The organism is Homoserinibacter gongjuensis, assembly GCF_030161875.1.
Taxonomy (GTDB): Bacteria; Actinomycetota; Actinomycetes; order Actinomycetales; family Microbacteriaceae; genus Homoserinibacter; species Homoserinibacter gongjuensis.
Genome location: NZ_BSVA01000001.1, coordinates 2,847,184 through 2,860,016, shown reverse-complemented (window position 1 = coordinate 2,860,016; position 12,833 = coordinate 2,847,184). Strand labels below are relative to the sequence as shown.

Genomic DNA, 12,833 nt, shown 5'->3' with positions numbered 1-12,833 from the left:
CGATGACGACCACAGCTCCGGCTCCCGGCCAGCCTGACACTCAGGCGCACACGCAGACGCGCACCGTCGCGCCGGCGAAGCCCACCCGCAAGGGTGACACCGTCGTCAAATGGCTCACCACGACCGACCACAAGACGATCGGGTACCTGTACCTCATCACGTCGTTCATCTTCTTCTGCATCGGCGGCGTGCTGGCTCTCGTCATCCGCGTGGAGCTCTTCACGCCGGGTGTCGACATCGTGCCCTCCAACGAGGCGTACAACCAGCTGTTCACGATGCACGGCACGATCATGCTGCTCATGTTCGCGACGCCGCTCTTCGCGGGTTTCGCGAACGCGATCATGCCGCTGCAGATCGGTGCTCCGGATGTCGCCTTCCCCAAGCTGAACGCGTTCGCCTTCTGGCTGTTCAGCTTCGGATCGTTCATCGCGATCGGCGGCTTCTTCACGCCGCAGGGCGCCGCCGGCTTCGGGTGGACCGCCTACGCCCCGCTGTCGAGCACGACCTTCTCGCCGGGCCTCGGCGGTAACCTCTGGGTCTTCGGCCTCGCACTCTCCGGCTTCGGAACCATCCTCGGTGCCGTGAACTTCATCACGACCATCATCACGATGCGCGCGCCGGGCATGACGATGTGGCGCATGCCGATCTTCACCTGGAACGTGCTGATCACCTCGCTGCTCGTGCTCATGGCGTTCCCGGTGCTCGCGGGCGGCCTGTTCGCGCTCGGCGCCGATCGCGTCTTCGGCGCGCACCTGCTCGATCCCGCCAACGGCGGCACGATCCTGTGGCAGCACCTGTTCTGGTTCTTCGGCCACCCCGAGGTGTACATCATCGCGCTGCCGTTCTTCGGCATCGTCTCCGAGGTGTTCCCGGTCTTCAGCCGCAAGCCGATCTTCGGGTACAAGACGCTCGTCTTCGCGACGATCTCGATCGCGGCCCTGTCGGTCACCGTGTGGGCGCACCACATGTACGTGACGGGTTCGGTGCTGCTGCCCTGGTTCGCCCTCATGACGATGCTCATCGCGATCCCGACGGGCGTGAAGATCTTCAACTGGATCGGCACCATGTGGCGCGGCTCGGTCACCTTCGAAACGCCCATGGTGTGGGCGATCGGCTTCCTTGTGACGTTCACCTTCGGCGGCCTGACGGGCGTCATCCTCGCGTCGCCGCCGTTGGACTTCCACGTCTCCGACACCTACTTCGTCGTGGCGCACTTCCACTACGTCGTGTTCGGAACCGTCGTGTTCGCGATGTTCTCGGGCTTCTACTTCTGGTGGCCCAAGTGGACGGGCAAGATGCTCGACGAGCGGCTCGGCAAGATCCACTTCTGGCTGCTGTTCATCGGGTTCCACACGACGTTCCTCGTGCAGCACTGGCTCGGCGTCGAGGGCATGCCGCGACGCTACGCGAGCTATCTCGCCGGTGAGGGCTTCACGTGGGAGAACCAGCTCTCCACCGTCGGATCCGCCCTCCTCGCGCTCTCGATGGTGCCGTTCTTCCTCAACGTCTGGATCACGGCCCGCAAGGCGCCGAAGGTCACGGTCGACGACCCGTGGGGCAACTCGCGCTCGCTCGAGTGGGCCACCTCGTGCCCGCCGCCGCGCCACAACTTCACGTCGATCCCGCGCATCCGTTCGGAGTCGCCCGCATTCGACCTGCACCACCCCGAGACCGTACAGGTGGGTGTGGGGCCGGCGAAGGATGCGCCCGACCGTCCGGTTGTCGATGTCGCCGATGGAGAGGTGAAGTAAGCCATGCGCACCAATGCGATCATCATGTACGTGATCGGGGTCTTCTTCCTGATCTCGGCGGCCGGCTACACCATCTGGGTCGGCAACACGGTGAACTGGGATCCGAACCACCTCGAGTGGGTCGGTACCGTGGCGCTCACGCTGACGTCGATCCTCGGCTTCTTCGTCGGGTTCTACCTCGGACGCGTTCACAAGGCGCAGGGCGGCGAGCTGCCTCAGGACATCCTGACGGCCGACATCGACGACGACGACCCCGAGGTCGGGCACTTCGCTCCGTGGAGCTGGTGGCCGCTCGTGCTGGGCGGGGCGCTCGCCCTCGTCTTCCTCGGCCTCGCCGTGGGCACCTGGATCTCGTTCATCGGCGGGCCGCTCGTGCTCATCGCGATCGTCGGCTGGAACTACGAGTTCTACCGCGGCCACTTCGCGCGCTGATGACGGTGCGCGAGGCCCGAGCGGGCGACGAGGACGCGATCTTCGCGCTCGTGCAGCAGCTCGGTCACGCCTTCCCGCCGGAGCGTTGCGCGTTCGACGCGACCATGTCCTCGTACTTGGCGGGGGAGCAGCCGACGGTGCTGCTCTACGTCGCCGAGGACGACGAGGGAGTGCGTGGCTACGCGCTCACGACGATCGTGCCGCTGCTGTCGACCAACGGGCTCTCGGCGCAGCTACAGGAGATCGTGGTGGCCGAGGATGCGCGTGGTAAGGACTACGGCACGCAGCTCGTGAAGGCTGTCGAGGCCGAGTGCGAGCGCCGGGGCGTGCGTCAGCTCACCGTCGCCAGTCGTCGTGCCGGCGGCTTCTACGACCGTCTCGGGTTCCACGAGTCGGCCGAGTACATGCGCCGCTTCTTCTGAGCTTCTGAGCTTGCGCTTCTTGCGCGGAACCGCTCGCTCGCGTGCGCTCACACAGGGGGCGACCGGCTACTGGCGCTGTGCGCTCGCCATCGCAGACATCTGAGCAGCGGTGGCCTGGTTGTGCAGGCTCTGCGCACGCAGCACCGCATCGCGGTCCGCGGATGCCAGTGGAACGGCGTCACCCATCCTGCGCTGGTGTCGGTGCAGCAGCACGCTGACCACGACCCAGCCGCCGAGGAGTACGACCGTGACTCCGATACCGAGGATCAGGGAGAGTTCCATACCTCCAGTATGGCCCGGCCGGAGCCGCGAGGCGAGAAACCCGGATGGGCGAGGCGGAGACGAAGAAGGGGCGGAGGCTCACAGCCTCCGCCCCTTCTCCCTAGGGATCAGTGATCGTGGTGAGCGGCCTCGATCTCCGAGCGCGTGACGGGCGCGATCCGGTCCTCGAAGAACCAGCGTGAGAGCACGCCGCGGATCTTGGTACCCGTGGTGATCCGGCCCTTCGCGTTCGGCCGGACCATGAGCGGTGCGTAGTCCTCGTAGCTCACGAGACGCCAGCGGTCGTAGTCCGACAGGCGCTCGTGCACCTCGATGTACTCGCCGCCGGGGAGTCGCACGATGCGTCCCGACTCGAAGCCGTGCAGTGCGATCTCGCGGTCCTTCTTCTGAAGGGCGAGGCAGACGCGCTTGGCGACGAGGTAGGCGATGATCGGGCCGAGGATCAGGGCCGCCTGCAGGAAGTGCGTGACCCCCTCGACCGACAACCGGAAGTGGGTGGCGATGAGGTCGGAGCTCGCGGCGGCCCACATGACCGCGTAGAACGTGACACCGGCGGCGCCGATCGCGGTGCGGGTCGGGGCGTTGCGCGGGCGGTCGGCGATGTGGTGCTCGCGCTTGTCGCCGGTGATCCACGCCTCGACGAAGGGGTAGATCGCGACGAGCACGATGAACAGCCCGAGCACCGCGATGGGGATCAGGATGTACCACGTGATCGTGAAGCCCCACAGCTCGGTTTCCAGATGCGGTGGGATCAGGCGCAGCATGCCGTCGGCGAAGCCGATGTACCAGTCGGGCTGGGTGCCTGCCGAGATCGGGGAGGGGTCGTAGGGACCGTAGTTCCAGATCGGGTTGATCGTCACGAGCGAGGCCACGAGCATGATCACACCGAAGACGATGAAGAAGAACCCGCCGGCCTTGGCGGCGAACACCGGCATGATCGGCACACCGACGACGTTGCCCTGGGTGCGACCCGGGCCCGCGAACTGGGTGTGCTTGTTGACGATCATGAGGATCAGGTGCACGCCGATCGCCGCGACCACGAGCGCGGGCAGCAACAGGATGTGCAGCGTGTACAGGCGTCCGACGATCGCCTCGCCGGGGAACTCCCCGCCGAAGAGCAGGTACGAGATCCAGGTGCCGATGATCGGGATGCCCTTGACCATGCCGTCGATGATCCGCAGGCCGTTGCCCGAGAGCAGGTCGTCGGGGAGCGAGTAGCCCGTGAAGCCCTCGCCCATCGCGAGGACGAAGAGCACGAAGCCGACGACCCAGTTCAGCTCACGCGGCTTGCGGAAGGCGCCGGTGAAGAACACCCGCAGCATGTGCAGACCGACCGAGGCGACGAACAGCAGGGCCGCCCAGTGGTGCACCTGGCGCATGAGCAGGCCGCCGCGCACGTCGAAGCTGATGTCGAGCGTCGAGGCCATGGCGGCCGACATCCCGACGCCCTTGAGCGGCGCGTAGGAGCCGTCGTAGACGACGTGCGTCATCGAGGCCTGGAAGAAGAAGGTCAGGAAGGTGCCCGACAGCAGGATGACGACGAAGCTGTAGAGCGCGACCTCACCGAGCATGAACGACCAGTGATCGGGGAAGATCTTGCGGCCCAGCTCCTTGACGAAGCCCGAGAGGCTCGTGCGGTCCTCGATGTAGTTGGCGCCCCAGTTGACGAAGCGCATCCCCTTGCCGGGCTCGACCTGCGTCTCGGCCGTCGCCTCGGACGCGGTGGTCTCGGTCGTGGTGGCGGTGACGGTCACAGCGAACGCTCCCAGAAGCTCGGGCCGACGGGCTCGTGGAAGTCGCTCTGCGCGACCAGGTAGCCCTCCTCGTCGACGGTGATGGGCAGCTGCGGCAGCGGGCGCTTGGCCGGTCCGAAGATGACCTCGGCCTCACGCGTGATGTCGAACTGCGACTGGTGGCACGGGCACAGCAGGTGGTGCGTCTGCTGCTCGTACAGGGCCACGGGGCATCCGACGTGCGTGCAGATCTTGGAGTACGCGACGATGCCGCGGAAGTTCCAGTCCTTGCGCTCCTCGGACACGTGCAGGTCCGCCGGGTCGAGGCGCATGAGCAGCACCGCGGCCTTGGCCTTCTCCTCGAGCGGGTGGTCCGACTCGTGGAGGTTCTCGGGGATCACGTGGAAGACCGAGCCGATCGTGACATCCGACGCCTTGATCGGGATGCCGTTGGGGTCGCGCGCGAGGCGCGTGCCCTTCTCCCACAGGGTGTGCTTGAGGAGCTTCACCGGGTCTTCGGCCGGGGCGAAGTCGCGGAAGATCACGATGGCCGAGAGCGGAGCCAGCACGAGCGCACCGAGCAGACCGTTGCGGATGAGCTTGCGGCGCGTGAAGCCGGACTCCTTGTTGCCGAGCGTGAAGATCTCGGATGCGCGAGCCACCGTCTCGGGCTTGCCGCGGGTCTCGTGGCGCTGCTCGACGAGGTCATGGCCGTCCATGAGCGACTTGGACCAGTGCACGGCGCCGAACCCGATGCCCAGCAGGCCGAGCGCGAAGCCGAGCCCCAGGAACAGGTTGTTGAGGCGCACCGAGTCCATGTCGCCTTCGTGGATCGGGAAGACGATGTACGCGACGACGGCGAACACGCTTCCGATCATCGAGGCGAGGAACAGCCAGAAGACACGACGCTCGTTCTGCCGCTCCTTGACCGGGTCGATGTCGGAGACGCGCGGCCGGTAGGGCGGGAAGCCGGGGTTCTGGACGCGGTCATCCGAGACGACGGCGACGCCGGCAGCGCGCGGCGCGTGCTCGTGCCTCTCGACTGCGGTGCCGGTCTCGGCCCCGTCGGCCTGTGCCATGGGTGTCCCTTCCTGTGTTTCCGTGCTCACGCGTCAGTTCGACTTCGCGGTGAGCCAGACGGTGATCGCGACGATCCCGCCGAGAGCGAAGATCCAGATGAACAGACCCTCGGACACCGGTCCGAGGCTGCCGAGCTCGAGCCCACCGGGCGAGGTGCTGGTCTCGAGGTACTGGAGGTAGGTGATGATGGCCGACTTGTCTTCGGGGCTGATGTTCGCGTCGTTGAAGACCGGCATGTTCTGCGGGCCGGTGATCATGGCCTCGTAGACGTGCTTGGCACTGACACCGACGACACCGGGAGCGAACTTGCCCTGGGTGAGGGCACCGCCCGCGCCCGCGACGTTGTGGCACATCGCGCAGTTGATGCGGAACAGCTCGGCACCTACAGCGAGGTCGCCGTCACCCTGGAGGTAGCGCTCGTCGGGGATGGCCGGCCCGGGGCCCAGCGACGCGACCCAGGTCGCGAGGGCCGCGATCTGCTCCTCGGTGAACTGCACGGGCTTCTGTTCGGCCTGCGGGCCGGAGGCGGCCATCGGCATGCGGCCGGTGCCGACCTGGAAGTCGACGGAGGCCGCTCCCACTCCGATGAGCGTGGGTGCGTCTTCCGTGCCCTCGGCCTGGAGGCCGTGGCAGCTCGCGCAGTTGGCGGCGAAGAGCTTCTCGCCCTCCTCCGTGAGCTTGGTGACCTGGGTCTGGCTCGCGGCGTCGGCGCTGGAGGTGGCCGTGAAGGCCGCGTAGGCGCCGCCGGTCGCGAGCAGACCGATCAGGAGGAGAGCCGCGGAGGTGAGCGGGGAGCGCCGCCCGGAGCGGCGGTTACGGTGAGCGAAGGTCGCCATGATCGTGGACTGGATCCGTTCTGCAGGCTATTTGAGGACGTAGATGACGAGGAACAGGCCGATCCAGACGACATCGACGAAGTGCCAGTAGTAGGACACGACGATGGAGCTCGTCGCCTCCTTGTGAGTGAAGGTCTTGACGGCGTAGACGCGACCGATCACGAGCAGGAAGGCGATGAGACCGCCCGTCACGTGCAGACCGTGGAAGCCGGTCGCGAAGTAGAACACCGAGCCGTAGGAGTCGGACTGCATGCCGATGTGCTCGGAGACCAGCTGCCCGTACTCGAAGATCTGGCCGACCACGAAGATCGCGCCGAGGGCGTAGCTCAGGAAGAACCACTCGACGACGCCCCACTTGGTCAGGGCGAAGAGCCCGCCCGTGCGGCGCGCCTGCAGGCGCTCTGCCGCGAACACGCCGAACTGGGCGGTGAACGACGACGACACCAGGATGAGCGTGTTGACGAGGGCGTAGACGACGTTGAGCTTCGCCGTCTGCTCCTCCCACAGGGGCTGCGACGTCGCACGGAGCGTGAAGTACACCGCGAACAGGCCGGCGAAGAACATGACCTCGCTGCCCAGCCAGACGATCGTGCCCACCGCGACGGTGTTGGGCCGGTTGATGACCGGAGTGCTCGGTGCGATGGCGGAGGTAGTGGTCACTCGTCCATTATGGCCGATATCGCCCACGGCGAATCCACCACCCTGGCCTGTCGCGCATCCCGGTCGGATGCCGCACCGCGGCGGGTCGCTACGATCGTGGCCATGCCGACCGAACTCACCTGGCCCGCCGTGCTCACCGAACTCCTCGCGGGGGTGATCTGTCGATCTCGGAAGCCGAGTGGACCATGTCGCAGGTGATGTCGGGGGAGGCCACCCCCGCCCAGATCGGCGCATTCCTGGTCGCGCTGCGGGCCAAGGGCGAGACGGTCGACGAGATCGTCGGGTTCCGGGATGCGATCCTCGCCGCCGCGAGGCCGCTGCCGATCGATCCCATGGCGCTCGACATCGTCGGCACCGGGGGCGACCGCTTCGGCACGGTCAACGTCTCGTCGATGTCGTCGATCGTGTGTGCGGCCGCCGGGGTGCCGGTCGCCAAGCACGGCAACCGCGCCGCGAGTTCGGCATCCGGATCCTCGGACACGCTCGCGGCACTCGGCGCCGACATCCTCATCGAGCCGGATCGCGTCGCCGCGGTGCTCGAGGAGACCGGGCTGACGTTCATCTTCGCCTCGCACTTCCACCCGGGTTTCAAGAACGCGGGCCCGGTGCGTGCTGAGCTCGGCGTGCCCACGGTCTTCAACTTCCTGGGCCCGTTGTGCAATCCGGCGCGGCCCGAGGCCTCGGCCGTGGGTGTCGCGAGTCTCGACAAGGTGCCGCTCGTGGTGGGGGTCTTCCAGACGCGCGGGGCGACCGCGCTCGTGTTCCGCGGCGACGACGGGCTCGACGAGCTCACGACCACGGGCCACAGCCACATCTGGGAGGTCTCGCGCGGGGCGGTCGACGAGCACGACATCGACCCGGCCGACCTCGGCATCCCACGTGCCACGATCGAGCAGCTGCGCGGTGGCGATCCGCAGCACAACGCCGAGATCGCCCGTCGCACCCTCGCGGGCGAGACCGGCCCGGTGCGCGACATCGTGCTGCTGAACGCCGCTGCGGGGCTCGTGGCCTGGGATCTCGCGCTCGATCACACACGCGGCCAGGAGGACATCCGTACGCGCTTCCGCGAGAAGATCGCGCTGGCGGCCTCGGTCATCGACTCCGGTGCGGCGACGGCGAAGCTCGATCAGTGGGTCGCCGCGACGCGGGCGTGACGACAGCCGACCGCACCCGGCACCCGGGCGACGGTCTCAGAGGCGCGTGACGTCGTCGGGCGTCAACTCGGAGACCGCGCGGTGTCCCGCGAGCCCGAGGGTGAGGTCGGTCTCGGCGATGATGTCGCGCAGCACCTGGCGTGCGCCGTCCTCACCCGCGATCGCGAGTCCGTAGACCCACGCCCGGCCGACGCCCACCGCCGTCGCACCGAGCGCGAGCGCACGCACGACATCCGCGCCTCCCCGCACCCCCGAGTCGAGGATCACCGGAGCGCGCCCCACGACCGCCTCGACGACGCCCGGCAGGGCGTCGAGCGAACCGATCGCGCCGTCCACCTGGCGCCCGCCATGGGTCGAGACGATGATGCCGTCGACGCCCGCGTCGAGCGCCTGCCGGGCGTCGTCCGGATGCTGCACCCCCTTGAGCAGGACGGGCAGCCGCGTGCGCTGCCGGAGGAAGGCGAGGTCGCGCCACGTGAGGGTCGGGCGGGAGAAGATCTCGAGGAAGGTCTCGACCGCCACCCGCGGTTCCCCGGAGCGCAGATTCGCGCGGAAGTGACCGGGGTAGCGCTGCGTCATGTCGAGCAGCGTGCGGATCGCAGCGGGGGTCACGCGCGGCTTCTCGCGCGCGGTGGGGCGCGCCATCCGCTGCCGCACGAGCTGCCGGAAGACGGGATCGCTCGTGTACTGGGCGATACCCATGCCGTGGATGAACGGCAGGAACCCGCGATCGAGATCGCGCGGACGCCAGCCGAGCATGCCGGTGTCGAGCGTCACGACGATGGCTTCGGCGCCCGAGGCCTCGGCACGCGCCACGAAGCTCTCGACGAGGGCATCCTCGCTCGACCAGTAGAGCTGGAACCACCAGGGGCCGGCGCCCGCCGCGGCGATGTGCTCCATCGGCTGCGAGGCCTGGCTCGACACGATGCTCGTGATGCTGAGGAGCCGGCCGCGCGCGCGATCGCGAGGTCGGCGTCCGGGTCGACGAGCTCGAGCACGCCGATGGGCGACGCGAGCAGCGGCGTGGGGTGGCGCCGCCCGAACAGCTCGATCGAGAGATCGCGTTCGGAGACGTCGCGCAGCATCCGGGGGATGAGCCGCCAGGCGTCGAAGGCCTCGTAGTTGGCCTCCGCCGTCGATTCGCGACCGGCCGACCCCGCGACATAGGCCCAAGCATCCGGCGACATCGCGCGTTCCGCGGCGCCGACGAGCGAGGCCCAGCTCGTGGGCACCGAGGGGCGGCGGCCGGACGCCCCGGCACGGAAGATCTCGGACTGCCGGGCTCGGCCCGGGGCGGGGAGCGGACCTCGTCGTCCGTCATGGTGGTCTCCTGTCGCGAGTGGGGTCAGGCCTGTCCGTGGGCCGCTCGCGATTTGCGGGCGAGCGAGTCGATGATGACCGCGAGCAGCAGCACCGCGCCCGTGATCATGTAGCGGATCGAGGAGTCGAGGTTCAGCAGCGTGAGGCCGTTGGAGATCGACTGGATGACCGCGATGCCGAGCAGTGCGCTCCACGCCGAGCCGCGTCCGCCGAACAGGCTCGTGCCGCCGATGACGGCAGCGGCGATCGCGTTGAGGTTGGTGTCGCCGCCACCGGATGACAGGGTGACCGAGGCGAGGCGCCCTGCGGCGAGCAGCCCGCCGACGACGGCGAAGCTCGAGCACAGCACGAAGACCGAGATGTAGACGCGGTTGACGCGGATGCCGGCCCGGCGCGCCGCCTCGACCGACCCGCCGACCGCGTACACCTCGCGTCCCCAGCGGGTGCGGGTGAGCACGACGTCGACGATGATCACGAGCACGATGAAGAACACGAACATCACGCCGACGCCGCGGTCGGTCGCGAGGTAGGCGACGCCCGCGACGCACAGGGCGAGCAGGGCGCCGACCTTCGCGGCCTGCCAGCCCAGCGAGGTGGTGGGCAGCCCCGCGCGCTCGCGCCGCCGCTGACGCAGCACGGCCGAGGTGAACATCCCGCCCGCCCAGAGCGCCGCGAGCGCGTACGCGACGTACGGCGGCAGGAACCAGCTCTGTGCGAACAGCACGATGGGGGAGTCGTAGGGGATGTTGATCGACCCGTTCGGGTCGAGCACCTTGAGCTGCAGACCCAGCACACCGAGCAGGCCCGCGAGCGTGATGATGAAGCTCGGCACCCCGAATCGGGTGTAGAGCACGCCGTAGAGCAGGCCGACCGCGGCGCCCGCGAGCAGTGCGAGCCCGATCGCGACAGGTAACGGCCACCCGAGCTGGGTGAGGCCGACGCCGAGGATCGCGGCCGCGAGTCCCGACACCGAGCCGACCGAGAGATCGATCTGCCCGAGCAGAAGTGTCAGCACGACGCCGATCGCGATCGTGCCGCCGGCGGCGCACTGCAGCGTGAGGTTCACGAGGTTGTCGGCCGAGAGGAAGCTCGGGTTGAGCAGCTGGAAGACTCCCCAGATGATCGCGAGGCCGACGACGACGGGGATCGAGCCGAGATTGCCGGCGAGGCGGATGCGTATCTCGTCCACGACGGCGGGCATGCGCGACCGCACGGCCGTGGGCCGGGTCGTCTCGGTCATGGTGCGGGTCCGATCCGTCGGGGTGCCGGGTAGACGGGCTCCGGCATGGGGCGGGCATGCTCGGTGGCGCCCGTGATCGCGGCGATGATGTCTTCGTAGCCGACATCCGAGGCGAGGAAGTCGCCGTTGTTGCGGCCGAGGCGCAGCACGACGATGCGATCGGCGACCGCCTGCACGTCGGCCATGTTGTGGCTGATGAGCACGACCGCGTGCCCGCGTTCGCGCAGCCGTTCGATGAGGTTGAGCACCTCGGCGACCTGGGCGACCCCGAGCGCGGCCGTGGGCTCGTCGAGGATGACGACGCGCGGGTTGCCGATGAGCGAGCGCGCGATCGCGACGGTCTGCCGCTGGCCGCCCGACAGCGCGGCGATCGGCACCCGCACCGAGGGGATGCGCGCGGAGAGCTGTCGCAGGATCTCCCACGCCCGCTTCTCCATCTCCTCCTCGTCGAGCGCAGCACCGGAGAGCTCGCGCCCGAGGAACAGGTTGGCGACCACATCGAGGTTGTCGCACAGCGCAAGGTCTTGGAAGACGGTCGCGATCCCGAGGAGCGCGATGCGGTGGGGTCGGGGATCGACACCGGCATGCCGTCGAACTCGATCTCGCCGTCGTCGGCCGGATGCACGCCCGCGAGGATCTTCACGAGCGTCGACTTACCTGCCCCGTTGTCGCCCACGATCGCGACGACCTCGCCGGGGTGGATGTCGAGGTGGATGTCGGTGAGCGCCTGCACCTTCCCGAAGCTCTTCGAGATGCCGTGCATCGACAACACGGGCTGCCGGTCGGGAGGGCCGGGGTTCGCGGGCAGCGGCGGAACCGCCTCGACGCTCATGTGAGCCCTGCTTCCGCGCACGCCGTCGCATAGTCGGAGGTGCAGAGCTGCGCGAGCGTGAAGAACCCGTCGGCGATCACGACCTCGCCGATCCGGTCGCGCGTGACCGCGACGGGTTCGAGCAGGAACGAGGGGATGCTCGTGCCGTCGACCTCGGTGTGCACCTCGCCATCCGGGGTGCGGCCGTTGGCGAGATCGATCGCGAGTTCGGCGGCCCGTTCGGCCTCCGGTCGCAGGGCCTTGTAGACGGTCATGTACTGGTCGCCGGTGAGGATGCGCTGCAGGCCCGCGAGTTCCGCATCCTGACCCGTCACGGGCGGAAGGGGATCGACGCCCGCGGCCTTGAGCGAGGCGATCGCGCCCCCTGCGGTGGGATCGTTCGCGGCGTACACGCCGACGATCCGCGAGCCGAACCGGGTGATCTGCCCCGCGACCCAGTCCTGCGCCTTGGCGGGATCCCAACCCGGGGTGTCGAACTCGGCGAGCACCTCGTAGCCGCTCGCGTCGATCACGGCGTGCGCCCCCGCCTTGAACTGCGAGGCGTTGTTGTCGGTGGGGGCGCCGTTGACCATGAGGATGCCGCCGTCACTCGGGTCGACGCCGAGTTGCGTCAGCCGATCGACGAGCGCCTGTGCCTGAAGGCGTCCCACGAGCTCGTTGTCGAAGGAGATGTAGTAGGCCAGGTCGGGGCTGTCGATGAGGCGGTCGTAGGAGATGACGGGCACACCGCGCGCCGTCGCGAGACCGACGATCGAGGCGGCGGCCTTGCCGTCGTAGGGGTCGAGCACGAGCACGCTCACGCCCTGGGTGAGCATCGACTCCGCCTGCTGCTGCTGCTTCGCGGTGTCGCCATCCGCGTTGCCGTAGAGCACCTCGCAGTCGGGGCACAACTGCGCGATGCGTGCTTCGAAGTACGGCCGGTCTGCCGCGTCGTAGCGGGCGGTCACCGAGTCCGGCAGCAGCAGCCCGATCTTCGCCGTCGAGGGATCCGTCGGTTCGCTGCCGCCGACGCCGTTCGTGCACGCGGTCAGCGCGAGCGCGGTGAAGGCGGCGGCGATCGCGATGGCGACCGCCCGGGGTGCGCGGTTCAT

12 protein-coding genes and 3 pseudogenes are annotated in these 12,833 nt (G+C 68.5%); 4 read left to right on the top strand and 11 right to left on the bottom strand.

Annotated elements, in window-relative coordinates; all coding sequences use genetic code 11:
* The first annotated feature begins 2 nt into the window (after window positions 1-2).
* The 3 genes from ctaD to QQK29_RS15330 are packed head-to-tail and all read left to right on the top strand — an operon-like array spanning window position 3 to window position 2,605.
* Window positions 3-1,751, top strand: a complete 1,749-nt coding sequence (ctaD, locus tag QQK29_RS15340) for an aa3-type cytochrome oxidase subunit I (RefSeq protein ID WP_284301511.1) — start codon at window positions 3-5, stop codon at window positions 1,749-1,751.
* A 3-nt stretch (window positions 1,752-1,754) separates the two neighbouring features.
* Window positions 1,755-2,183: a cytochrome c oxidase subunit 4 gene (locus QQK29_RS15335; RefSeq protein ID WP_284301510.1), complete on the top strand. Its 429-nt coding sequence runs from the start codon at window positions 1,755-1,757 to the stop codon at window positions 2,181-2,183.
* On the top strand, window positions 2,183-2,605 hold the full coding sequence (locus QQK29_RS15330; RefSeq protein WP_284301509.1) for a GNAT family N-acetyltransferase: 423 nt from the start codon (window positions 2,183-2,185) through the stop codon (window positions 2,603-2,605). Before QQK29_RS15335 ends, QQK29_RS15330 begins: the two co-directional genes overlap by 1 nt.
* 66 nt (window positions 2,606-2,671) lie before the next feature.
* Here the strand turns inward: QQK29_RS15330 and QQK29_RS15325 are convergent, their stop codons facing one another.
* From QQK29_RS15325 to QQK29_RS15300, 6 genes are all read right to left on the bottom strand, one after another.
* A complete protein-coding gene (locus QQK29_RS15325) occupies window positions 2,672-2,887 on the bottom strand; it encodes a hypothetical protein (protein WP_284301507.1) in 216 nt (71 codons plus the stop codon).
* A gap of 107 nt (window positions 2,888-2,994) precedes the next feature.
* Window positions 2,995-4,563, bottom strand: coding sequence for a cytochrome bc1 complex cytochrome b subunit (gene qcrB / locus QQK29_RS15320; RefSeq protein WP_284301990.1), 1,569 nt, complete (start codon window positions 4,561-4,563; stop codon window positions 2,995-2,997).
* Between the two features lie 74 nt (window positions 4,564-4,637).
* Complete coding sequence (qcrA, locus tag QQK29_RS15315) at window positions 4,638-5,699, bottom strand: cytochrome bc1 complex Rieske iron-sulfur subunit (RefSeq protein WP_284301506.1); 1,062 nt, start codon at window positions 5,697-5,699, stop codon at window positions 4,638-4,640.
* Window positions 5,700-5,732: 33 nt separating this feature from the next.
* A complete protein-coding gene (gene qcrC / locus QQK29_RS15310) occupies window positions 5,733-6,536 on the bottom strand; it encodes a cytochrome bc1 complex diheme cytochrome c subunit (RefSeq protein WP_284301504.1) in 804 nt (267 codons plus the stop codon).
* 27 nt (window positions 6,537-6,563) lie between these two features.
* Window positions 6,564-7,196: an aa3-type cytochrome oxidase subunit III gene (gene ctaE / locus QQK29_RS15305; protein ID WP_284301502.1), complete on the bottom strand. Its 633-nt coding sequence runs from the start codon at window positions 7,194-7,196 to the stop codon at window positions 6,564-6,566.
* Window positions 7,193-7,333 (bottom strand): hypothetical protein, encoded by a 141-nt coding sequence (locus tag QQK29_RS15300; RefSeq protein WP_284302083.1) that lies wholly within the window; start codon window positions 7,331-7,333, stop codon window positions 7,193-7,195. The genes ctaE and QQK29_RS15300 overlap by 4 nt, the downstream gene beginning before the upstream one ends.
* On the opposite strand from QQK29_RS15300, the pseudogene trpD reads away from it, so the two are divergent.
* Window positions 7,299-8,350, top strand: a pseudogene (gene trpD / locus QQK29_RS15295) (anthranilate phosphoribosyltransferase). The gene QQK29_RS15300 and the pseudogene trpD sit on opposite strands and share 35 nt — an antisense overlap.
* Before the next feature lie 36 nt (window positions 8,351-8,386).
* Here the strand turns inward: trpD and QQK29_RS15290 are convergent.
* The 5 genes and pseudogenes from QQK29_RS15290 to QQK29_RS15275 all read right to left on the bottom strand — a co-directional run bounded on the left by QQK29_RS15290 (window position 8,387) and on the right by QQK29_RS15275 (window position 12,833).
* Window positions 8,387-9,241 (bottom strand): alpha-hydroxy-acid oxidizing protein, encoded by an 855-nt coding sequence (locus tag QQK29_RS15290; protein ID WP_348533933.1) that lies wholly within the window; start codon window positions 9,239-9,241, stop codon window positions 8,387-8,389.
* Window positions 9,124-9,489 (bottom strand): annotated as a pseudogene (locus tag QQK29_RS18180) (alpha-hydroxy-acid oxidizing protein); the annotation flags it as partial. The gene QQK29_RS15290 and the pseudogene QQK29_RS18180, both read right to left, overlap by 118 nt.
* A gap of 206 nt (window positions 9,490-9,695) precedes the next feature.
* A complete protein-coding gene (locus QQK29_RS15285) occupies window positions 9,696-10,910 on the bottom strand; it encodes a sugar ABC transporter permease (RefSeq protein ID WP_284301500.1) in 1,215 nt (404 codons plus the stop codon).
* Window positions 10,907-11,742: pseudogene (locus QQK29_RS15280) on the bottom strand (ATP-binding cassette domain-containing protein). Before QQK29_RS15280 ends, QQK29_RS15285 begins: the two are co-directional and overlap by 4 nt.
* Entirely contained in the window at window positions 11,739-12,833 is a 1,095-nt protein-coding gene (locus QQK29_RS15275) for an ABC transporter substrate-binding protein (RefSeq protein ID WP_284301498.1), read from the bottom strand. The pseudogene QQK29_RS15280 and the gene QQK29_RS15275 overlap by 4 nt, the downstream one beginning before the upstream one ends.